This is a genomic window from Ruegeria sp. HU-ET01832 (assembly GCF_040371315.1).
Classification (GTDB): domain Bacteria; phylum Pseudomonadota; class Alphaproteobacteria; order Rhodobacterales; family Rhodobacteraceae; genus Ruegeria; species Ruegeria lacuscaerulensis_A.
The window spans coordinates 99,644-122,390 of record NZ_BAABWL010000002.1; the positions used below are offsets into that span (position 1 = coordinate 99,644).

The window sequence follows — 22,747 nt, forward strand, 5'->3', positions numbered from 1 at the left end:
TAAATACTATATAGGGCCCTAATGGATAAGTACCCGGACCAAAAGCGCGCAGTTCAATATCTGTACCCGCCGATCGACCCGTTCGATCAGCGGATGGTCGATGTGGGCGACGGGCACCGTATTTATATGGAGCAATGCGGCAATCCCGAAGGGCTGCCAGTTGTGATCCTGCATGGCGGCCCCGGTGGCGGGTGCAGCCCGGCGATGCGGCGCTATTTTGATCCGCGTGTGTTTCGGGTGATTCTGTTTGATCAGCGCGGGTGTGGTCGGTCGCGGCCGCATGCCTCGGTGGTGGATAACACGACGTGGGATCTGGTGGATGACATCGAGCGTCTGCGGACGTTGCTGGATATCGACGACTGGACGGTGTTTGGCGGCAGCTGGGGCGCGACGCTGGCGTTGGTCTATGCGCAGGCGTATCCGGACCGGGTGAACCGGCTGGTGCTGCGCGGTGTGTTTCTGGCGACGCAGGCCGAGCTGGATTGGTTCTATGGCGGCGGCGCGGGCAAGTTCTGGCCCGAGCAATGGGCGAAATTCACCGCTCTGCTGACCGAGGATGAGCTGTCGGATACCATAGGCGCCTATCACAAACGACTGTTCTCGGGCGATCGGGCGACGGAAATCCTGTATGCGCGGGCCTGGTCGGCGTGGGAGAACGCGCTGGCTTCGATCCATTCGCACGGTTCTACAGGTGAAAGCCCCGGAGAATACGCGCGCGCCTTTGCGCGGCTTGAAAATCACTATTTCACCCATGGGGCTTTCCTTGAGAAAGACGGGCAGATTTTGGATCAGATGGACCGAATCGCCCATATCCCCGGACATATCGTGCAGGGGCGCTATGACATGATCTGCCCGCCGCAGGCCGCGTGGTCTTTGGCCGAACGCTGGCCCAATGCCGAGCTGAAGATGGTGCGCCAAGCAGGTCATGCCCTGTCCGAGCCCGGCATCAGCGCCGAGCTGGTGCGGATCATGGACCGTGTAGCGGAGGGCATCGCATGACCCGGATGGACCGTCGTGCCTTATTCGCCTCGGGTGCTGCGGCGGCTTTGCTGGCGGCCACAGGGGCCTCGCTGGCAGATACGCCCAAAAAGGGCGGGACGTTGCGACTGGCCGTGCCGCGCGATGACAGTTTGGAACAGGTGGCGCGTGGGGCTGTCTTTGATACCCTGACCGAGATCGCGCCCGATGGCACCCTGCGCGGCGAATTGGCGAGCGGGTGGCACACGGATGCGGATGCGCGGGTCTGGAGCTTTGATCTGCGGGCTGATGTGGCATTTCATGACGGTGCGGCACTGAATGTGGCGGATGTGGTGTCGGTGCTGCAACAGGTCGGGCAGGCCGAGGCTCTGACGGCAGATTCGGTGCGGCTGGAACTGACCGAGGCGAATCCCGGCTTGCCTTTCCTGTTGGCTGATACCCGGTTCGTTATCACGCGCGATGGGCAGGGCGTGACGCCCTTGCACACCGCCAATGGTACCGGATGCTACCGGGTGAAACGGGCCGAGGATGATCGGCATTTTTTTGGCCGCCGGGTGTCGGATCACTACAAGGACGGACAGGCCGGTTGGGCCGATGCGCTTGAGGTTATTGTGATCCCTGACGCCAAAGTCCGGGCCGAGGCGTTGCGTGACGGTTATGTGGACGTGGCGGCGCTGCCCGACAGCGATGGCCTGAAGGATCAGCGCGGCCTGCGGTACCACCCCAGCCAAGATGACATGGCGCTGGCCGTGGCCGGACAGGTGGGAATGCCGCGCCAGATCGGGGGGCGTGCGCTGGACGATGGGCGCATTGCAGAACGGTGGTGGCTGGCCTGACCTGATCACGTTTCACGCCGGGGGTTGCAGACTCGGCAACTCCTGCGTATATGCAGTTGCAACAGCGGCGCGTTGGACTTCTGGTCCAAAGCTCCACCGGAAAATACGACGGGCCGCGCGCCCGTTTTTTTGTGCCCGATTGAAGGGTAGAGACCTGAATGACAAACGACCTGATAGCCAAAGCAGCCATCGACCGGCGACTGGCAGAGATCATCACCCCCGTGATCGAGGATCTGGGGTATGAGCTTGTCCGTATTCGCTTGATGAGCGGCAAGACCACCACGCTGCAGATCATGGCCGATAAGCCCGATGGCGGCATCGAAGTGGATGACTGCGCCGAGATTTCCAACGCCGTCAGCGCTTCGCTGGATGTCGAGGACCCGATTCTGGACGCCTATACGCTTGAGGTGTCGAGCCCCGGTATCGACCGGCCTCTGACCCGTCTCAAGGATTTTGAGATGTTCGAAGGCTATGAGGCCAAGATCGAAACCGCCGAGCTGATCGACGGCCGTCGCCGCTTTAAGGGCGAATTGGCCGGGATCGAAGGGGATGAGGTTCTGATCAACATCCCCGAAGGGTCTGAGACGATCACAATCGGTCTGCAATTCGACTGGTTGAGCGACGCCAAGCTGGTTTTGACCGATGACCTGATCAAGGAAATGCTGCGCCAGCGCAAAGACGCCGGTGCCCTGAACGAAAACGCTTTCGACGAGATTGAGACCGAAGGGTCCGAAGAGGAGACGAACTGATGGCAATCACCTCAGCCAACCAGCTGGAGCTGCTGCAGACCGCCGAGGCCGTGGCCCGCGAAAAGATGATCGACCCCGGTCTGGTTGTCGAAGCGATGGAAGAATCGCTCGCCCGCGCCGCCAAGAGCCGCTACGGCGCCGAGATGGACATCCGTGTCAGCATCGACCGCAAGACAGGTAAGGCGACCTTTACCCGCGTCCGCACCGTTGTTGAGGATGAAGAGCTGGAAAACTATCAGGCCGAGTTCACTGTCGAACAAGCCAAGCAATATATGGAAAACCCCGAGGTCGGTGACGTCTTCGTCGAAGAAGTTCCCCCGGTTGAAATGGGCCGTATCGCAGCTCAATCCGCCAAACAGGTGATTCTGCAGAAGGTCCGCGAAGCGGAACGTGATCGTCAGTACGAAGAATTCAAGGATCGCGCAGGCACCATCATCAACGGTGCGGTCAAGCGCGAAGAATTTGGCAATGTCATCGTCGATCTTGGCGGGGCCGAGGCCGTTCTGCGTCGCAACGACAAGATCGGCCGCGAAAGCTATCGCCCCAACGACCGCGTGCGCGCCTACATCAAAGAGGTTCGCCGCGAGGTTCGTGGTCACCAGATCTTCCTGTCGCGCACCGCGCCGGAATTCATGGCCGAGCTGTTCAAGATGGAAGTGCCGGAAATCTATGACGGCATCATTGAGGTTAAGGCTGTGGCCCGCGACCCCGGTTCGCGCGCCAAGATTGCCGTGATCTCGTATGACGGCTCGATCGACCCTGTCGGTGCCTGTGTTGGTATGCGCGGCAGCCGTGTGCAGGCGGTTGTGAACGAACTGCAGGGTGAAAAGATCGACATCATCCCGTGGAACGAAGATCAGCCGACCTTCCTTGTGAACGCTCTGCAGCCCGCCGAAGTGTCCAAGGTGGTTCTGGATGAAGAAGCCGGAAAAATCGAAGTTGTGGTGCCTGAGGAGCAGCTCTCGCTGGCAATCGGTCGCCGCGGTCAGAACGTGCGTCTGGCCAGCCAGCTGACCAATCTTGACATCGACATCATGACCGAGGCCGAAGAATCGGCACGTCGCCAGAAGGAATTCGAAGCCCGCACCCAGCTGTTCATGGAAACGCTGGATCTGGACGAATTCTTCGCGCAATTGCTGGTCTCGGAAGGCTTCACCAACCTCGAAGAGGTGGCCTATGTCGAGCTGGACGAGCTTCTGGTCATCGACGGCGTGGACGAAGGCACCGCGCAGGAGCTGCAGACCCGCGCGCGTGAATTCCTGGAAGCACAGGCCAAGGCGGCTCTGGACGCAGCCCGTGCGTTGGGCGTCGAGGACAGCCTTATTGAATTCGAAGGCCTCACACCCCAGATGGTAGAGGCGCTGGCCAAGGATGACGTGAAGACTCTGGAAGACTTCGCCACCTGCGCCGACTGGGAACTGGCCGGTGGCTGGACCACGGTCGACGGCGAGCGCATCAAGGATGATGGTGTTCTGGAACCTTTCGGCGTGACGCTGGAAGAGGCACAGGACTTGGTCATGACGGCACGGATCATGCTGGGCTGGGTGGACCCGGCCGAGTTGGAGCAAGCCGACGAAGAAGGCGAGATCGAAGAGGAGGCCGAGGCCTGATCTCAGGGCCTCGGGGTGCTGACATGGGTCGCGGTGGCGTCCATAAGGATCGGTCGGACGGACCCGAACGCAAGTGCATCGCCACGGGCGAGGTTCAGCCAAAATATGGGCTGATCCGCTTTGTAATGGGTCCGGACGGTCAGGTCTTTCCCGATGTTGCGGCGAAATTGCCGGGGCGCGGGGTCTATGTGGCGGCGGATCGCGCCGTGCTGGACAAGGCCGTTGGCAAAAAGCTGTTCTCGCGCGGGTTCAAGACGCAGGCGACTGCGCAAACGGACCTGGCGGATGAGGTTGAAAAGCAAGTCGCGCGGCGGGTGATCGAGTTGATTAGCCTGGCGCGCAAGTCCGGTGACGCGGTCGCTGGGTATGAAAAGGTCAAGACGTGGCTGGACCGGGAAGAGGCTCAGGTACTGATTCAGGCCAGCGATGGATCGGGGCGCGGCAAGTCGAAACTCAGCACGCCGCACTTCGGAAAATACATCGGATGGCTGACAGCGGACGAGTTGGGGGCGGCATTTGGGCGCCAAACCGTGATTCATGCGGCGCTGGCCTCTGGCGGACTCGCCAAACGTGTTGTAGAGGAAGCGCAGCGCCTGCGTGGCTTGCGCGAAACGGATGACGGCGGCAAGGGCCGCACGGAAGGGTAAGAAGCTTTATGAGCGATAGTGACGGCAAAAAGACATTGGGTCTTCGTGGCGGGGCACGCCCCGGAAATGTGAAACAGAGTTTCAGCCACGGACGCACCAAGAATGTCGTGGTGGAAACCAAACGCAAACGCGTGGTGGTCCCCAAGCCGGGTGCCGGAAAGCCGGGTGGCGGAGCAACGCCCTCGGGCGATCCGTCGCGCCGTCCTGCCGGGATCTCCGACGCCGAAATGGCACGCCGGATGAAGGCGCTGCAGGCCGCCAAGGCGCGCGAGGCCGAAGAGGCCGCCGCCCGCGAGGCTGCTGAAAGAGCGCGTGAAGAAGAACGCGCCCGTCGCCGTGCCGAGCAGGAAGCCAAGGAACGCGAACAGCGCGAGGCCGAAGAGAAAGCCCGCGCCAAGGCCGAAGAGGAAGAGCGCAAGCGCAAAGAGGCAGAAGAAGCTGCCAAACGCGCGGCTGCCGCCCCGGCCCCGGAAGAGCCTAAAGCGGCCCGCAGCCCGGCCAGCAAGCCTGCGCCTGCGGCTGCTCCGCGCAAGCAGGACCGCGAGCGTGATCAGCGTGGTCGTGGCAAAGGCCGCGACGACAACCGCCGTTCGGGCAAGCTGACACTGGGTCAGGCCACTGGTGGCGAGGGCAACCGCCAACGCTCGATGGCTGCGATGAAGCGCAAGCAAGAGCGCGCGCGTCAGAAAGCCATGGGTGGTTCGGTTGAACGCGAAAAGGTGATCCGCGACGTTCAGTTGCCCGAGGCGATCATGGTCTCGGAGCTGGCCAACCGTATGGCCGAGCGTGTGGCTGACGTTGTCAAATCGCTGATGCAGATGGGCATGATGGTCACGCAGAACCAGACCATCGACGCTGACACTGCGGAACTGATCATCGAAGAATTTGGCCACAAGGTCACACGTGTTTCGGACTCAGACGTGGAAGACGTCATCAAAGAGGTCGAAGACAGCGAAGACGATCTGCAGCCGCGCCCGCCGGTCATCACCATCATGGGTCACGTTGACCACGGTAAGACTTCGCTGTTGGACGCAATCCGCGACGCGCGCGTTGTGGCCGGTGAGGCCGGGGGCATCACCCAGCATATCGGTGCCTATCAGGTAAAAACCGAAGGCGGTGCCACGCTGACCTTCCTGGATACTCCGGGCCACGCTGCGTTTACGTCGATGCGCTCGCGCGGGGCTCAGGTCACGGATATCGTGGTTTTGGTTGTGGCTGCCGATGACGCCGTGATGCCGCAGACGATCGAGGCGATCAACCACGCCAAAGCGGCCCAGGTGCCGATGATCGTGGCGATCAACAAGGTCGATAAACCCGAAGCCAACCCCGACAAAGTGCGCACCGACCTGCTGCAGCATGAGGTGATCGTCGAGAAGATGTCGGGTGATGTGCAGGACGTTGAGGTTTCGGCCCATACCGGTCAGGGGCTGGACGAACTGCTGGAAGCAATCGCGCTGCAGGCTGAGATTCTGGAACTGAAAGCCAACCCCGACCGCGCCGCCCAAGGTGCCGTGATCGAGGCGCAGCTGGATGTGGGCCGTGGCCCCGTCGCCACCGTTCTGGTTCAAACCGGCACGCTGCGTCAGGGCGATATCTTCGTTGTGGGTGAGCAATACGGTAAGGTCCGTGCGCTGATCAACGACAAGGGCGACCGCGTGAAGGAAGCTGGCCCCTCGGTTCCGGTCGAGGTGCTGGGTCTGAACGGCACACCCGAAGCGGGCGACGTTTTGAACGTGACCGAGACCGAAGCACAGGCCCGTGAGATCGCCGAATACCGCGAACAGGCCGCCAAGGACAAACGTGCTGCCGCTGGCGCCGCAACGACCCTTGAGCAGCTAATGCAGAAGGCCAAGGAAGACGAGAACGTCAACGAACTGCCAATTCTAATGAAAGCAGACGTTCAGGGCTCGGCTGAGGCCATCGTTCAGGCGATGGAGAAAATCGGCAACGATGAGGTACGCGTGCGCGTGCTGCATTCTGGCGTTGGTGCGATTACCGAGACTGATGTCGGTCTTGCCGAAGCATCCGGTGCACCTATCCTCGGCTTCAACGTCCGTGCGAACGCCTCTGCGCGGAACACTGCGAACCAGAAGGGTGTGGAAATCCGCTATTACTCGGTGATCTATGACCTCGTGGATGACGTGAAAGCGGCAGCCTCGGGCCTGCTGAGCGCCGAGATCCGCGAAAAGTTCATCGGTTACGCCGAGATCCGCGAAGTCTTCAAGGTCACCGGCGTCGGCAAGGTTGCTGGCTGTCTGGTCACCGAGGGTGTGGCCCGTCGTTCCGCGGGCGTCCGCCTGCTGCGCGACAACGTGGTGATCCACGAAGGTACGCTGAAGACGCTCAAGCGCTTCAAAGACGAAGTGGCCGAGGTTCAGTCGGGTCAGGAATGCGGTATGGCGTTCGAGAACTACGACGATATCCGCGCGGGCGACGTGATCGAAATCTTCGAGCGCGAAGAGGTTACGCGGACGCTGGATTGATCCGCTACGGTAAAGAAATCAGAAAACAGCGGTCCTTTGGGGCCGCTGTTTTTCTTTTGGGGGGTTACAGCGAAGAAATTCGGGGCTTTCTGGGTACATTTAGTGCACTCAAGCAAAGCATCCTTGCTCTCTTTCCAATCAACACTCACCTGAATTCGACAGGGCGAGGCATAGTTGTCTTAAACATATAGACACTGGATGCTTGGGTCTGATTTGTTACGCGTAAAGACCGAGAACGTGCAACTGCTATCGGCCGGTAAGAGATCGGGTGACGTCTTTGGTTTGATATAACTCGGAGATTCAATTGATGCGTTTTCTTGCGGTATTCCTCTTCTTCATCGCGCTGTCCGTTGGGCCGTCTGCTGCGCACGAACGGTTTGCTTTGGTGATCGGCAATGCCGGTTACACAAGTGTCCCGGCACTTGATAATCCTGTGAACGATGCGCGCCTGATGAGCGATGAGTTACGGGGCGCAGGATTTGAGGTCACGACGCTGACGGACGTGAGCCTTGATGAGATGACGGGTGAAGTTGATACTTTTTCCAGCAAGGTACGTGCGGCGGGGTCCGAGGCGCTGGCCGTGTTTTACTTCGCGGGGCACGGCGTACGCAGTGATGGTTTCAACTACCTTCTTCCCCTTGATGTAAACATTCAGTCTGAGGCCGACATTGCAGGCCAAGCTGTTCCGGCAGAATGGGTTCTGGACCGCATTCACACGCCACAGGCGGTTAGCGTTATGATTTTGGATGCCTGTCGCGACAATCCATTTGGTGGCCAAGCGGACGTGAATCTGGATGTGGGTGACGGGCTTGCACGTATGACTGCGCGCACCAACAATCTGATCGCGTATGCGACAGGGCCCGGCGAAGTTGCCTTGGACGGGACCGGAACAAACAGCCCTTACACCGCCGCGATTGCGCGTGCCATCAGAACCTCGGGCCGGCCTTTGGAACAGATGTTCGAAGAGGTGCGCACGGATGTGATCAGTGAAACGGATGGCATCCAGACCCCTTGGGCACGGTCGTCGTTGAATATAACGATCGGTATGAAAGACCCAACAGCGTCGCAATAGGGAAATCAGCCGTGATCAGCACGTCAGGGCTAGGCAGATAGTTACCGAATTTATCCCAAACCCCGACCGTATCCCTAACGCGGTGCTGCCAAGAACGTCGCCGGATGCATGATGATGTCAAAATGCTGCACCCCATTTTGCAGATCGAAGCTGACCGAATGCCCGGCCTTTCGAAGCAACTCGGCATAGTCTCGGCTTTGACGGATGAATTCGGGTGTGTCGCGCTCACCCACGGTCACGCGATAGCGGGGGCCGGGGGCCGGGAGGTGTCGGATGGGCGACAGATCGTGCACCTCAACTGGTGTCAGTTGTAAGGGTTCGTTCACAGGCGTTAGACTGATCGGTTCCAGATCATAGACGCCGCTGATCAGGATCACGTCGCGCACCCGAAGCCCCGCGCGGGCCAGCGCATCGGCTGAGGTGGCCATGACCATACTCGCCAGTTGCGCCCCTGCACTGTGGCCGGACAGGGTGACTCGTGACGGATTAAACCCCAAGTCAGGCGCGTTGGCGGCTAACCAAAGCAGGGCGTTTCGGCACTCGTCGATCATGTCACCGATCCGCGCATCCGGGGCCAGTGTGTAATTGAGAGTCGCAAAGGAGTACTCGGCTTCAACCAACGCAGGGGCCATCATTGCCGATTCGCGCTGACTTAGGGCTTGCCAATATCCTCCGTGGATGAACACATGCAGTGGCGCACCTGTGCCTTTCGCGGGGAAGAAATCCAGAACCTGTGCGGTACTGTCCCCGTATGAAACGTTGCCGATCACATCCATCTGCGCCCGGTACTGCGCACTGAGCGCGGCGTAACTGTTCAGATAGGGTGTCAAGTCGCCGCCGATCATCGACCGGGGAGAGTATTCCTGATCCAGTTCGGCCTGGGTGAAACCTCGGTACAGCATGGGCTACTCCTGATCCGCATACATCAATTCGGTGCGCACATCGTAGAGATCATGAAAGAACCGCAAATCCAAGGCTTTGCGCAGGAAGGACACGCCGCTGGACCCGCCAGTGCCGGGTTGGTTTCCAATTACACGCTCGACCGCGGTGACATGGTCAAAGCGCCAGCGCTGGAACAGCGATTCCACATCCATCAGTTTTTCGGCCAGCGCATACAGATCCCAGTGCTTGTCCGTGTTGCGGAACACTTGCACCCACAGTTTCACAACACGCGGATCACCTGAATAGGGCTGCGCATAGTCGCGGTTCAGCAGGTCATCGGGAACATCAAATCCCTGCCGCGCCATCATCTGCAGCACTTCGTCATAGAGCGAAGGTTTGGTCAGCGCGGCGGTCAGCATCTGTATCACTTCGGGGTCATGAGCGTGCACTTTCAGGGTCGCGGCGTCCTTGTTGCCCAGAATGAACTCGATCTGGCGGTAGCCATAGCTTTGGAACCCCGATGAGCTGCCAAGGGCCTGCCGGAAGGTCATGTAATCGGCCGGGGTCATGGTCAGCAGGGTTTCCCACGCGGCGATCAACTGCCGCTGGATTGCCTTCACCCGGTCCAGATTCTTCATTGCCGGGCCGAAGTCGTCCTTTTGCAGAAAGTGGCGCACCTCGACCAGTTGGTGGTGCATCAGCTTCAACCACAGCTCGCTGACCTGATGGATGATGATGAAAAGCATCTCATCGGGTTGGGCCGGGTCTTGAAAGGTTTTCTGCAGGTTCAACAGCGTCTTGAGCTGAAGGAAGTCGCCATAGCTTTTGCGGTGGGTCTGGGTGAAATCGGTCACAAGGGATGCTTCGATTCCACGTTCCAGATATCTTTCAGTCTTGTCGCTCATGACGCCCCCTTGATGCGTTATTTCGCACCTGTCTAAGGCGTCATTTTGCAACTATCCAGCGCGTCAGGTCCAGTCTAGCACCACCTTGCCCGATTGGCCGGATTTCATCGCGGCGAAGCCGTCGGCAAAGTCGTCGACTTTCATTTGGTGCGTAATCACCCGGCTGACATCCAGACCGTTCTGCAGCATGGCGATCATCTTGTACCAGGTCTCGAACATCTCACGGCCATAGACGCCCTTGATGGTGATCGCTTTGAACACGATGCGCGACCAGTCCACAGGGGATTTTCCGGGCGGAATCCCCAGCAGAGCGATCTTGCCGCCCATCACCAGTGCCTCGACCATCTGGTCCAGCGCGGCTTGCGAACCGGACATTTCCAGGCCCACATCGAACCCCTGCGTCATACCAAGATCCGCAATGACATCTTGCAGGTCTTCATTCGAGACATCGACGCTGCGCACGGTTGGCACCACATGTTCGGCCAGTTTCAGGCGGTCGGGATTGATATCGGTGATCACCACATGGCGCGCACCGGCATGGCGGGCCACGGCTGCCGCCATTATGCCGATGGGGCCAGCGCCGGTGATCAGAACATCCTCGCCCAGCAAATCAAAGCTGAGCGCGGTGTGAACGGCATTGCCCAACGGATCGAGGATTGCCCCGATCTCATCCGGGATATCGTCGGGCAGCGGCACCACGTTAAAGGCGGGCAGTTTCAGGTATTGGGCAAAGGCACCCTGTTCGTTCACGCCAATTCCGCGCGTGCCGGGGTCCAGATGGAACTTGCCCGCGCGGCTTTGGCGACTGTCGTTGGTGATCAGATGCCCCTCGCCCGAGCATCTTTGACCGACTTCCAGACCGGTTACGTTTCGCCCCAATTCCACGATCTCACCGGCGAATTCATGGCCAGTGATCATCGGAACCGGCACCGTGGCCGAAGCCCATTCATCCCAGTTCCAGATGTGAATGTCGGTGCCGCAGATGCCAGTCTTGTTGATGCGGATCAGAACTTCATCTGGGCCGATCTCGGGCACCGGGGCCTGCACCATCCACAGGCCCTCTTCCGGTTTGGATTTCTCGAGCGCTTTCATAGTGTTGGGTCGCATCGAATTACTCCCACAAATCGGTCGACAGGTATTTCAACCCGCTGTCACACATCACAATCGCAACGCAGCCGCCCTTTTCCGGGCCGCGCAGCAGTTCGATCGCTCCGGCAAGGTTCGCGCCCGCCGAGTAGCCCGCGAAAATGCCTTCTGTTCGGGCCAGTAACCGCGCCCCATCCCGCGCCGCGTCGCCTGATACGGACAGATGCCCGGCCAATGAGATACGGTTCAGGTGAACCAGATCATCCATTGCGTATCCGCCGCCTTGGATTGGGTGATCGGGGTTGGTGATGGCTTCGCCAGCGATGGCCCGCGCGCCTTCGGGTTCCACGGCGTAGCAGCGCACGCCATGCGGTGCGAGAAAAGCCGCGGCCCCGGCCAGAGTACCGCCAGAGCCCGCAAAATCGCAAAAGGCTGTGACGGTGCCACCGGATTGCTCCCAGATTTCGGGTCCGGTGCCGGTTACATGGGATTTGGGATTGCCGGAATGGCCGAATTGATCAGCCCGAAAAGCGTCGCGCTCGGCCGTGATGCGTTGTGCGGTCTCATCCACCAGCGCCAGATCTGCGCCCGATACCTCGCCAGGTTTGCTGCCCTCGGCTTGCGGCACGATCACGACTTCGGCCCCCAAGGCGCGCATCATGCGCGCGCGCTCGACCGAGTTTCCTGCGCTCATCACCGCTACAAAAGGATGCCCCAGAATGCCGCAGACAATCGCCAACCCGGTGCCCATATTGCCCGAGGTTAGCTCAACGATCGTCTGCCCCGGTGACAGGGTGCCATCTGCGCGGGCCAGTTCGATGATCGACCTTGCGGCGCGGTCTTTTTTCGAGAACCCCGGCAACAGGTAATCCAGCTTGGCCAGAATGCGCCCGTCCAGATCCAGGTGCTGACAAATCCGTGACAGGTCTACAAGCGGGGTATTCCCAATCGCGTCGATTACAGAGGATAGGATCACGAAATCACTCCTAATTCTTTGCCGACCTTGCCAAACGCGGCCAAGGCGCGGTCCAACTCGTCGCGGGTCAACGCTGCGTTCATTTGTGTTCTGATCCGCGCCTGTCCGCGCGGGACGACCGGGAAGAAAAAGCCCGAGACATAGACGCCCTCGTCAAACAGCCTGTTGGCCATGTCCTGCGCCAGCGTCGCCTCGCCCAGCATCACCGGGATGATCGGGTGTTCGCCGGGCAGCAGGTCAAAACCTAGTTTTTCCAGACCTTCCCGCCAGTAATTTGCGTTTTCAAACAGCCGGGTACGCAGGTCCGCACCTTCTTCGACAAGGCGAATGGCCTCAAGCCCGGCAGCGACAATCGACGGCGGCAGCGAGTTCGAGAACAGATAGGGCCGCGCCCGCTGCCGCAGCAGGTCGATCACTGGCTGCGGCCCGGCGATATAACCGCCGATTGCCCCCCCAAGTGCCTTGCCCAAGGTTCCCGTCAGAATATCCACCTCGACACCGAAATGATCCGGCGTACCCGCCCCGTTTGGCCCCATGAAGCCGGTCGAGTGGCAGTCATCTACCATGACAATGGCGTCGTATTCCTTGGCCAGCCCTGTGATTTCGGGCAGGTTCGCCAGATAGCCGTCCATGGAGAACACGCCGTCTGTCGCGATCATGACATGGCGCGCGCCCTCGTTGCGGGCGTGTTTCAGCGTCTCTTCCAGCTCTTTCATGTCATTATTGGCATAGCGGTAGCGTTTCGCTTTGCACAGCCGCACGCCATCGATGATCGAGGCATGGTTCAAGCTGTCCGAGATAATAGCGTCCTCGGGGCCCAGCAGCGGCTCGAACAGCCCGCCATTGGCGTCAAAACAGGCGGCAAACAGGATCGCGTCATCCTTGTTGAGAAATTGCGCCAGCTTCTGCTCCAACTCGCGATGAATATCCTGCGTGCCGCAGATAAACCGGACCGAGGCCATGCCGAAGCCTTTAGGTTCCATCGCGCCTTTGGCCGCGTCAATCAGGGCCGGGTGATCGGCCAGACCCAGATAGTTGTTGGCGCACAGGTTGATAACCTGCCGCTCGCCCACCGTAATCTCACCGCCCTGAGGCGAGGTGATCATGCGTTCGCGTTTATACAGACCCTCGGATTCGATCTGCGCAAGTGTGTCCGTGATGTGGGACAGGAATGCATCTGCCATGGCGGTCTCCGTTACTGTGAGTCGCACGTCTAACATAACGGAAAAGATTCCCAAATGGGGGAATTACAATATTTGGGAAAAAAATCCGTGAAGTCGGATTTTTCTGAGATCAGGCGTTTTTGACAATCAAAAAGACGCGGGCGGGACCGCCGGCAGCAATCGAATGCGTGACATCCGCCGCGTAGCGGGCGGTATCTCCTTGCTGCAGGTCACGGGTAGCGGTGCCCGAGGTTATGCGCACTGCGCCATCCAGAACGGTCAGCTGTTCCTGCGCGCCCCTTGCATGAGGTTGGCTGTTCAAAGCGCCGTCAGCGTCAAAAGCGATGTCATAAACCTCATGCCCGCCAGCCTCTTCGGGCGGGGACAGAATGCGGATGCGGCAGTTCTGACCCATATTGTCGATGCTGGGCACCTCGGTCTTGCGCAGAACTTCGATATGGTCCGAGGTCTGCTCGTCATCCAGCAACCCCGCGAAATCCACCTGCAGCGCGCGGGTCAGGTTCCACAGCGTCGAGATGGTGGGGCTGCTTTCGCCGCGTTCGATCTGGCTGACCATGGATCGGGACACGCCGCTGAGATTGGCCACGGCTTCCAGAGACAGGCCCTTGGCGCGGCGGGCCTCTTTCAGGCGGGCGGGCAGGCGCGTCAGGATATCGTCTGTGTTTTCCGTCATGGCGGAATCTGATGCGCTTTTCGCGATGGGTTGTCAATTCTGCTTGTGACAGGACGTCCCATGGGACAGCCTGACGGCACAGATGCATAGTGCCGCCAAATCCAATTGGGAGAAGAGACATGAAAGATATCGTCATTCTGGATGGGGCCCGCACGGCTGTTGGGACATTTGGCGGGGCGCTGGCTTCGACCGCGCCGATTGACCTGGCGACCGTTGTGACCGAAGCCGCGATGGAGAAGTCGGGTGTTGAGGGGGCTCAGATCGGCAACGTCGTGTTCGGCCATGTGATCAACACCGAGCCGCGCGACATGTACCTGTCGCGTGCGGCGGCGAAACAGGCGGGTATCCCAGTTGAAACCCCCGCGATGAACGTGAACCGTCTGTGTGGTTCGGGAGCGCAGGCGATTGTGTCGGCGGTGCAGTCGCTGATGCTGGGCGATGCCGAATTTGCCGTGGCCGGTGGTGCCGAAAGCATGTCGCGCAGCCCCTACATCTTGCAGCAGGCGCGCTGGGGTGCAAAGATGGGCGATATCAAATCGCTGGACATGATGCTGGGCGCGCTGAATTGCCCCTTTGGCACCGGTCATATGGGTGTCACGGCTGAGAACGTCGCGGATGAGCACCAAGTCACGCGCGAGCAGATGGATGAGTTCGCCCTGACCAGCCAGACTCGTGCTGCTGCGGCGATTGAGGCCGGATACTTCCAAAGCCAGATCACGCCGGTTCAGGTCAAGGTCAAGCGCGACATGGTCGATTTCATGGTCGACGAGCATCCCAAGGCGACCTCGATCGAAGCACTGGCCGGTCTGCGCCCCGCGTTCAAGAAGGATGGTCGGGTGACAGCAGGCAATGCGTCGGGCATCAATGACGGGGCGGCGGCGATGGTTCTGGCCACGGCTGACGCGGCTGAAAAGGCGGGTTTGAAGCCCAGGGCGCGTATTCTGGGGTACGGCCACGCCGGAGTGCGCCCCGAGGTGATGGGCATTGGTCCGGTGCCTGCGGTGCAGAACCTGTTGGCCCGCACTGGTCTGTCGGTCGAAGATTTCGATGTGATCGAAAGCAACGAAGCCTTCGCCTCGCAGGCGCTGGCCGTGAACAAAGAGCTGGGTCTGGACGCTGCCAAGGTGAATCCGAATGGTGGCGCGATTGCGTTGGGTCACCCTGTTGGGGCAACCGGGGCGATCATCACGCTGAAAGCTCTGTACGAGCTGGAGCGGATTGGTGGATCCAAAGGTTTGGTCACCATGTGCATCGGCGGTGGTCAGGGTATCGCCATTGCCTTTGAGCGTCTCTGAGTTGAGATGTTGGTGGGGGGCTGTCTGCCCCCCATCGCGCCTTTGGCACGATTCCCCCCGAAGATATTTTTAGCCAGATGAAGAGGCGGATCAGGTCTAGCTGAGCGCCGTTAGGATCAGGACAAGACCCGCGCCTGCGGCTGCGCCGAGGGTTACGGGCAGTACGACAGACCACAGGCGTGAACCTTTAGGCTCGTCTTTCTGGGTTTGCGCGATCAGCGCGTTTTCGACCAGAGCAGGTAGACGGGGGCCGAAACGAGCCAAGACCATTGCGGTTTTGCCGAAATCGCGCAGGGCCGCGCGCGGGCCAATGGATTTCTTGATGTAATCCTCAACCACGGGGCGGGCGACTTCCCAGATATTGATATGCGGGTCCAGTGACCGCGCGACGCCTTCAACCACAACCATTGTGCGTTGCAGAAGGATCAGCTCGGTCCGGGTTTCCATACCGAAGCGTTCGGTCACTTCGAACAGGTAATTCAGCAGGCGGCCCATCGAGATATGGGTGGCGTCCATGCCGAAGATCGGTTCTCCGACAGCGCGCAGGGCGCGGGCGAATTCGTCGACGTCCTGGTTGGCGGGGACATAGCCGGCCTCGAAATGTACCTCGGCCACGCGCTTATAGTCGCGTCGAATGAAGCCAAAGAGGATCTCTGCGTATACCCGGCGGGTGTATTCGTCGATGTGGCCCATGATGCCGTAATCATAGGCGATGACATCCCCATTGGCGGCGACCTTGAGGTTGCCCTGGTGCATATCGGCGTGAAAAAAGCCATCGCGCAGCGCGTGCAGTAGGAACAGGCGCAGGACACGCTCGCCCAGATCGCGGCGGTTGTGGCTGGCTGCATCCAGCGCGTCATTGTCGCCCAGAGCAATGCCGTCGGCCCAGCTGAGCGTCATCACCCGGCGCGCGGACAGGGACCACACCACCGGCGGCAACCAGAAGCCTTCGTCATCCTTGGTGTTGGCGGCGTATTCCGAGGCTGCGGCACTTTCAAGGCGCAGGTCCAGTTCACCGCGCACGACGCCGTCGAAATGTTCGACCACCTCCATCGGGCGCAGGCGGCGGGCACCGGGGGCGCAGAGCTGTACGATGCGGGCGGCGAAATAGAACGCATCCACATCCTTGCGGAAGGCACGCTCGATGCCGGGGCGCAGGACTTTGACGGCGACGTCTTCGCCGGTGCTGGACAGTTTCGCCTTGTGGACCTGCGCGATGGAGGCGGCGGCGATCGGGTCGCTGAATTCGTCGAAAATTTCAGACACGGGCTGGCCCAGTTCCTTTTCGACCTCGGCCATTGCCTCCGCCTTGGGGAAGGGCGGCAGTTTGTCCTGCAACACCCGCAGCTGTTCCGCCAGTTCGTTCCCGACAACATCGGGACGGGTCGAAAGCACCTGACCGAATTTGATATAGGCCGGACCCAGCGCCGTCAGGGCGCGGGTGGCGGGCGGCATGTCCGGATCGCCCTTGTATCCCAGCCATTGAAACGGCTTGCCCAGAGCGTGGGCCACAAAGCGCAGCGCGCGTGGGGCTTCGAACGCGTCCAGAACCACGTTCATGGCGCCCGTGCGCTCTAGCGTGGCGCCTGTGCGGATCAGGCGAATGATGTTGTGAGGACCCCGCATTTAGATTTTCCAGCCGGAATGCAGCGCGGCGATACCCATGCTGAGATTGCGGTATTTGGCGTTTTCGAACCCGGCGATGCGAACCATGTTCAGGAACGTCTCCTGATCAGGGAATTTGCGGATTGACTCCACCAGATACTGATAGCTGTCGTAATCATTTGCGATCAGCTTGCCCATGCGCGGGATGACGTTGAAACTGTAGAGATCATAGAGCTTTTGCAGCCCGTCATTGGGCAGTTGGCTAAATTCCAGCACCATCAAGCGGCCGCCGGGCTTCAGCACGCGATAGGCTTCGTTCAACGCCTCTTGCGGGCGGGTCACGTTCCGGATGCCGAACGAGATCGTGTAGACGTCAAAGGTGTTATCCTCGAAGGGCAAGGACATCGCGTCGCCCACCACCCAGTTCAGGCTGTCAGACATCTGATCAGCCTCGGCGCGCTGGCGGCCTTCGACCAGCATCGGCTCGGTCAGGTCCAGAACGGTGGCGTGGCCGTGGCCCGCGCGTTTGAGAAAGCGAAACGAGATGTCTCCGGTACCACCTGCCACGTCCAGCAGCCGTTGACCGGGGCGCGGGGCCAGCCAGTCCATCATCGCGTCTTTCCAGACCCTGTGGATGCCCATCGACATGACATCATTCATCACGTCGTATTTTGACGCGACCGAGTTGAAAACGCCCTGCACGCGGCCCGCTTTTTCCGCCTCGGGCACGGTTTCGAATCCAAAATGTGTGGTTTTGTCGTTGGAGTCGGACATGTAAGACGCCTTTGTCTGTGTTGCTCATCCTTATAGGCCGCGCGGCGGGGAAGACAATCGCGCGAAAAGGTAGCAGGTGCACGGAACCGTCCGGCGTGCCACATATTTTCCTTAGTCGCGGTGTAAGATGCGGATAGTTTTAGAAGAAGTTAGATTCAAATGTCGAATTATTCGAGTTTAGTGGCCGTATCAGGCGTGGTCCTGTCATTTGCCTTTATTATCTGGCGCGTTCGTGCCGTTTTTCAAACTTTCATGCGATTCCATCGGGCGAAGGGGTTCGGTGACAAGATGGACGCCGCAGCACGTCATTTCCCCAAGGATATATTGGAAGAATCAATGCTGCGCGCCGGCAGCGAAAGACCTGCACAACGCTCTCTGACCCGCATGACATTTCGCACGGCGCCGGGCGTTATCGTTGTTACGATTTTGGTGTTGGCCGTTTTGTTCTTTATCGGGTTCATCAGGCCCGAGCTGGCTCCGAACGAGATATTCATCCCCGTCAAGGATGCTGAAACTGCGGTGCTGATCAAGCTGGGACTTGTTGGGTTGGTGATCTACACATTGATCTATCATCTGGCCAATTCAACTTCGATCGATGGGGCCGAGCTGACGACCATGAGTCCGCTGTTTCAGCGTCGGACCTATGACCTGAATAAGCTCTGCCAGATCAGATTGAGGCACAATGGGAACTACGTGCTGCGTTTTTCAGATGGGAAGACAGCGCGTATTCTGAAATATGTTACCGGACATGATGAAATGGTGCAGGCGCTGGAACAAGCGCTGGCAGCAAATCAGGAGAGCACATGCCGGAACTTCCCGAAGTCGAAACGGTCCGCCGTGGGCTGAGCCCCGCGATGGAAGGCGTGGTGATCGAACGGGCGGACGTGAACCGCCCGGACCTGCGCTGGCCTTTTCCGGATCGAATGGCCGAACGCTTGACAGGCCAGCGCGTGGACAGGTTGCGGCGGCGTTCAAAGTACATTCTGGCTGATCTTGGCAGTGGCGAAACCCTGTTGATCCATCTTGGCATGTCCGGGCGGATGACCGTGTCGGGCGATCCGCTGGGGCAATTCGTGCATGATCATCCGATGCCGGAAAAGCACGATCATGTTGTATTTCACATGGCCAATGGCGCACGGGTGACATTTAATGACCCGCGCCGGTTCGGTGCGATGGATCTGCTGCCCACTGCAACGGCCGAGGACCACAAGTTGCTGTCGGTTCTGGGGCCGGAACCCTTGGGCAATGACTTCCACGAACAGCACTTGGTTGATGCGTTCAAAGGCAAGAACACGCCGGTCAAATCAGCGCTTCTGGATCAGGGAATCGTTGCCGGATTGGGGAATATCTACGTGTGTGAGGCGCTTTATCGCGCCGGTGTGTCGCCACGTCGCAAAGCCGGGCAGATTTCGGTGCACCGAGTTGCGGCCCTTGTTCCGATCATTCGGCAGGTTCTGCAAGACGCTATCCGGGCTGGGGGGTCATCCTTGCGTGATTTCCGTCAAGCCGATGGAGAACTTGGATATTTTCAGCACAGCTTTGACGTTTATGGCCGTGAAGGCGAACCCTGCCGCACCGAAGGTTGCGGTGCCGCCATAAAAAGAATCACTCAGTCCGGTCGCTCATCCTTCTATTGCGCGCAATGCCAAAGATAACTTGATCCAGCTTTTGCGCGTGATAATGAATCGTATCTGAACGGAACAACCGGAAGCTTACACCTCATGGCTTTTGAGACGATCATCGTCGAAATCGAAGACCACGTCGCGCTAGTGAAACTCAACAGGCCGGACGCAATGAATGCGCTGAACAGCCAGTTGATTGCTGAATTGTGCGAAGCGCTGGAAGACGCCGACAAGAATGACAAGGTGCGCTGCATCGTCATTACGGGCTCGGACAAGGCTTTTGCCGCTGGCGCGGACATCAAGGAAATGTCCGAGATGAGTTTTGTGGACGTCTACACCACGAACCTTTTCGCGGATATCAACGACCGGGTCAGTGACATCCGCAAGCCTGTAATCGCGGCTGTTGCGGGCTATGCGCTGGGTGGCGGTTGCGAATTGGCGATGATCTGCGATTTCATCATTGCGGCAGATACCGCAAAGTTTGGGCAGCCGGAAATCAATCTTGGCGTTATTGCGGGCCTTGGCGGCAGCCAGCGTCTGACCCGCTTTGTGGGCAAGTCCAAGTCGATGGATATGAACCTAACCGGCCGCTTCATGGACGCAGAAGAGGCAGAGCGTGCCGGGCTTGTTAGCCGCGTCGTGCCTGCCAAAAAGCTGTTGGAAGAGGCAATAGCCGCAGCTCAAAAGATCGCCGAGAAATCGCAGCTGAGCGCGATTGCCGCGAAAGAGGCGGTGAACCGCAGCTACGAAGTGTCGCTAAGCGAAGGGTTGTTGTTCGAACGCCGTGTCTTTCACTCGATGTTCGCCACGGAAGATCAGAAAGAGGGTATGGCAGCCTTTCTGGAAAAGCGTGCGGCGCAGTTCCGCGACAAGTAAGCCATCAAGGTGGGGAAAGGCGGGCGTGTGCCCGCCTGTTTCATACCTGCTGTGCGCGGCCAAGAATCTGCTTGGCAAACCCCTGCAACTTGGATAGTACACGCCGCTATACATGCGCGTGCGGCCCGCTTGGCCCGACTCACACTCGTGATTTCTGATCCGGTGCGGATTTTCCGTGGCGCGCTTTCGATAAAACCGTACCGAACAAAGGTCAGAGACACATGGCTAACTCGCCCCAGGCAAAGAAACGCGCACGTCAGAACGAAAAGCGTTTCGCAATTAACAAAGCACGTCGTTCGCGCATCCGCACTTATCTGCGTAAAGTTGAAGAAGCGATCGCATCCGGCGACAAAGATGCGGCAACCGCAGCTCTGCGCGCTGCCCAGCCCGAACTGATGCGCGGCGTCACCAAAGGCGTTTTCCACAAAAACACCGCATCGCGTAAAATGTCGCGTCTGTCGGCCCGCGTCAAAGCGCTTGGCTGAGTCGCGATTTGATCTTTGGTGACCCTAGGTCACGTAAGAAAGACTGAACTATTTAAGGGGCGTCGCGCAGTGCGGCGCCCTTTGTCTGTTGCCAGAATACCGCGTCCTCACGAAACCGAGAGATTCTTTCGCGCTCAGACCCGAGTCAATATCAGAGTTTCGTTGAAGCGACTGCCGACCTCTTGTTACCACTGAGTCAGCGATTCACTCGCTTGGGGGGACAGGCTGTTTCTTTGGTCAGACTGACGGGCATCAGGATGATCTGGAGGCGAATGTTGGTAACTCGGGGACAACCGATTTGCTGATCTGCTGTGGGACTTGGCGCGGCCAGGATTCCAGCCCTGTCGAAAATTGAGATTGCGTTGCGCAACCTGAAAAAGGGATGCCCTGCTGTGGGGCATCTGATCGTCTGGTTATGCACGCCGTCAAGGACGAAAGCGCCGAATCTATTTGATTCGGTGGGTGGGGGCCCTTTGTCCGAGTGAACGCGCATACCGGGGGACCGGACATAGAAATAAGGCCGACAGGCCAATAAAGAATGGGATGCGTGAGGCGCTGAATGACACAAGAGAAATGGGGACTACTGCAAAACAAACTGCTCAAGGCGATCGGAAAGAACAATTACACCACATGGATTGAACCTCTGCAGTTCCAAGAGGTCCAGGACGGTGTCGCTGTTTTCTCGGTGCCGACCAATTTCATGGGCAATTACGTGAGCCAGAATTTTGCAGATCTCATCCTGTATGAGATGAACACTGCGGGAGAAACCGTCCAGCGACTGGCCTTTCGGGTTGCCGCCAATTCGACCGCACGGCCCGCGAATGTTGCTGAAACTAATTCGGTAGAGATCGCACAAACACCGGAACCTCGAATGTCCGTGGGATCAAGCGAGGCGCTGGAATCACTGCAAGCGGCGCCTTTGGATGCCCGATTCACCTTTGACAGCTTCGTGGTCGGTAAACCCAACGAGTTGGCGCATGCTGCGGCGCGCCGTGTCTCGGAAGGTGGGCCTGTAACTTTCAACCCGCTGGTTCTGTATGGCGGTGTCGGTCTGGGTAAAACGCACCTGATGCATGCGATTGCCTGGGAACTGAAAACCAAACGCCCCGAGTTGAATGTTCTGTACCTGTCGGCGGAACAGTTCATGTACCGGTTCGTACAGGCGCTGCGTGAACGTCGAATGATGGATTTCAAACATCTGTTCCGTTCGGTCGATGTGCTGATGGTCGATGACGTTCAGTTCATCGCGGGCAAGGATTCCACGCAGGAGGAGTTCTTTCACACCTTCAATGCGTTGGTGGATCAGAACAAACAGATCATTATCTCTGCCGACCGCGCTCCGGGTGAGATCAAGGATCTGGAAGACCGCGTGAAGTCGCGTCTGCAATGTGGTCTGGTCGTTGACCTGCACCCCACCGACTATGAGCTGCGTCTGGGCATTTTGCAGAACAAGGTTCAGCATTACAGCACTACCTATCCCGATCTGCAGATCGCTGATGGCGTGCTGGAGTTTCTGGCCCACCGTATCTCGACCAATGTGCGGGTGTTGGAAGGCGCGCTGACTCGTCTGTTTGCCTTTGCCTCGCTCGTAGGGCGTGAGATCGACATGGAGCTGACGCAGGATTGCCTGGCCGACGTACTGCGCGCGTCCGAGCGCAAAATCACCGTCGAGGAAATTCAGCGTAAGGTTTCGGATTACTACAATATCCGTCTGAGCGATATTATTGGCCCCAAGCGCCTGCGGTCTTATGCTCGTCCGCGTCAGGTCGCGATGTATCTGTGTAAACAGCTGACCAGCCGGTCTCTGCCTGAGATCGGTCGTCGCTTTGGCGGGCGTGACCACACCACCGTTATGCATGGTGTGAAGCGCATCGAAGAGCTGAAAACCACCGACGGCCAGATCGCCGAAGACGTGGAAATGCTGCGCCGGTCACTCGAAGCGTAGGTTACATCGGCACGAACATCAAAACGCCCCGGATCCTCACGCCCGGGGCGTTTTCTTGTGCGAA

Annotated in this window: 21 protein-coding genes; 13 read left to right on the top strand and 8 right to left on the bottom strand. The window is 59.1% G+C overall.

Annotated features, from left to right (window positions below; translation table 11 throughout):
- The first annotated feature begins 21 nt into the window (after nt 1-21).
- The 7 genes from pip (at nt 22) to ABWV79_RS05840 (ending at nt 8,375) form a co-directional block, all read left to right on the top strand.
- On the top strand, nt 22-999 hold the full coding sequence (pip, locus tag ABWV79_RS05810) for a prolyl aminopeptidase (protein WP_353390898.1): 978 nt from the start codon (nt 22-24) through the stop codon (nt 997-999).
- A complete protein-coding gene (locus tag ABWV79_RS05815; RefSeq protein ID WP_353390899.1) occupies nt 996-1,814 on the top strand; it encodes an ABC transporter substrate-binding protein in 819 nt (272 codons plus the stop codon). The genes pip and ABWV79_RS05815 overlap by 4 nt, the downstream gene beginning before the upstream one ends.
- A gap of 158 nt (nt 1,815-1,972) precedes the next feature.
- Entirely contained in the window at nt 1,973-2,563 is a 591-nt protein-coding gene (rimP, locus tag ABWV79_RS05820) for a ribosome maturation factor RimP (protein ID WP_170353760.1), read from the top strand.
- Entirely contained in the window at nt 2,563-4,173 is a 1,611-nt protein-coding gene (gene nusA / locus ABWV79_RS05825; protein ID WP_353390902.1) for a transcription termination factor NusA, read from the top strand. Before rimP ends, nusA begins: the two co-directional genes overlap by 1 nt.
- A 23-nt stretch (nt 4,174-4,196) precedes the next feature.
- On the top strand, nt 4,197-4,820 hold the full coding sequence (locus ABWV79_RS05830; protein ID WP_353390903.1) for an RNA-binding protein: 624 nt from the start codon (nt 4,197-4,199) through the stop codon (nt 4,818-4,820).
- Between the two features lie 8 nt (nt 4,821-4,828).
- Complete coding sequence (gene infB, locus ABWV79_RS05835) at nt 4,829-7,303, top strand: translation initiation factor IF-2 (protein WP_353390904.1); 2,475 nt, start codon at nt 4,829-4,831, stop codon at nt 7,301-7,303.
- A gap of 307 nt (nt 7,304-7,610) precedes the next feature.
- Nucleotides 7,611-8,375 carry a caspase family protein gene (locus ABWV79_RS05840; RefSeq protein WP_353390905.1) on the top strand — a complete coding sequence of 255 codons (765 nt, stop codon included), beginning with the start codon at nt 7,611-7,613 and terminating at the stop codon, nt 8,373-8,375.
- 74 nt (nt 8,376-8,449) lie between these two features.
- On the opposite strand, the gene ABWV79_RS05845 is transcribed toward ABWV79_RS05840, so the two are convergent.
- The 6 genes from ABWV79_RS05845 to ABWV79_RS05870 form a co-directional block, all read right to left on the bottom strand.
- A complete protein-coding gene (locus ABWV79_RS05845; protein ID WP_353390907.1) occupies nt 8,450-9,277 on the bottom strand; it encodes an alpha/beta hydrolase in 828 nt (275 codons plus the stop codon).
- Between the two features lie 3 nt (nt 9,278-9,280).
- The gene (locus ABWV79_RS05850) at nt 9,281-10,162 is read right to left on the bottom strand and encodes a tryptophan 2,3-dioxygenase (RefSeq protein WP_353390908.1); all 882 of its coding nucleotides are present in this window, start codon (nt 10,160-10,162) and stop codon (nt 9,281-9,283) included.
- Between the two features lie 63 nt (nt 10,163-10,225).
- Nucleotides 10,226-11,254, bottom strand: a complete 1,029-nt coding sequence (gene tdh, locus ABWV79_RS05855; RefSeq protein ID WP_353391697.1) for an L-threonine 3-dehydrogenase — start codon at nt 11,252-11,254, stop codon at nt 10,226-10,228.
- 19 nt (nt 11,255-11,273) lie between these two features.
- Nucleotides 11,274-12,224, bottom strand: coding sequence for a PLP-dependent cysteine synthase family protein (locus tag ABWV79_RS05860; RefSeq protein ID WP_353390909.1), 951 nt, complete (start codon nt 12,222-12,224; stop codon nt 11,274-11,276).
- Nucleotides 12,221-13,408: a glycine C-acetyltransferase gene (locus ABWV79_RS05865; protein WP_353390910.1), complete on the bottom strand. Its 1,188-nt coding sequence runs from the start codon at nt 13,406-13,408 to the stop codon at nt 12,221-12,223. Before ABWV79_RS05865 ends, ABWV79_RS05860 begins: the two co-directional genes overlap by 4 nt.
- A gap of 109 nt (nt 13,409-13,517) precedes the next feature.
- Nucleotides 13,518-14,081: a helix-turn-helix domain-containing protein gene (locus ABWV79_RS05870; protein ID WP_353390911.1), complete on the bottom strand. Its 564-nt coding sequence runs from the start codon at nt 14,079-14,081 to the stop codon at nt 13,518-13,520.
- 119 nt (nt 14,082-14,200) lie between these two features.
- On the opposite strand from ABWV79_RS05870, the gene ABWV79_RS05875 reads away from it, so the two are divergent.
- On the top strand, nt 14,201-15,376 hold the full coding sequence (locus tag ABWV79_RS05875) for an acetyl-CoA C-acyltransferase family protein (protein ID WP_353390912.1): 1,176 nt from the start codon (nt 14,201-14,203) through the stop codon (nt 15,374-15,376).
- A 96-nt stretch (nt 15,377-15,472) separates the two neighbouring features.
- Here ABWV79_RS05875 and ubiB read toward each other — a convergent pair whose 3' ends face one another.
- Both ubiB and ubiE read right to left on the bottom strand, forming a co-directional pair.
- A complete protein-coding gene (gene ubiB, locus ABWV79_RS05880; protein ID WP_353390913.1) occupies nt 15,473-17,002 on the bottom strand; it encodes a 2-polyprenylphenol 6-hydroxylase in 1,530 nt (509 codons plus the stop codon).
- On the bottom strand, nt 17,003-17,755 hold the full coding sequence (ubiE, locus tag ABWV79_RS05885) for a bifunctional demethylmenaquinone methyltransferase/2-methoxy-6-polyprenyl-1,4-benzoquinol methylase UbiE (RefSeq protein WP_170353748.1): 753 nt from the start codon (nt 17,753-17,755) through the stop codon (nt 17,003-17,005).
- A 159-nt stretch (nt 17,756-17,914) separates the two neighbouring features.
- On the opposite strand from ubiE, the gene ABWV79_RS05890 reads away from it, so the two are divergent.
- The 5 genes from ABWV79_RS05890 (at nt 17,915) to dnaA (ending at nt 22,683) form a co-directional block, all read left to right on the top strand.
- Complete coding sequence (locus tag ABWV79_RS05890) at nt 17,915-18,601, top strand: hypothetical protein (protein ID WP_353390914.1); 687 nt, start codon at nt 17,915-17,917, stop codon at nt 18,599-18,601.
- Nucleotides 18,559-19,410 (top strand): bifunctional DNA-formamidopyrimidine glycosylase/DNA-(apurinic or apyrimidinic site) lyase, encoded by an 852-nt coding sequence (mutM, locus tag ABWV79_RS05895; RefSeq protein ID WP_170755397.1) that lies wholly within the window; start codon nt 18,559-18,561, stop codon nt 19,408-19,410. The genes ABWV79_RS05890 and mutM overlap by 43 nt, the downstream gene beginning before the upstream one ends.
- Nucleotides 19,411-19,476: 66 nt before the next feature.
- Nucleotides 19,477-20,253, top strand: coding sequence for an acryloyl-CoA hydratase (gene acuK, locus ABWV79_RS05900; protein WP_353390916.1), 777 nt, complete (start codon nt 19,477-19,479; stop codon nt 20,251-20,253).
- A gap of 221 nt (nt 20,254-20,474) precedes the next feature.
- Nucleotides 20,475-20,738, top strand: coding sequence for a 30S ribosomal protein S20 (rpsT, locus tag ABWV79_RS05905; protein ID WP_170351928.1), 264 nt, complete (start codon nt 20,475-20,477; stop codon nt 20,736-20,738).
- A gap of 559 nt (nt 20,739-21,297) precedes the next feature.
- Nucleotides 21,298-22,683 (top strand): chromosomal replication initiator protein DnaA, encoded by a 1,386-nt coding sequence (gene dnaA / locus ABWV79_RS05910; RefSeq protein ID WP_170353743.1) that lies wholly within the window; start codon nt 21,298-21,300, stop codon nt 22,681-22,683.
- Nucleotides 22,684-22,747: the final 64 nt, after the last annotated feature.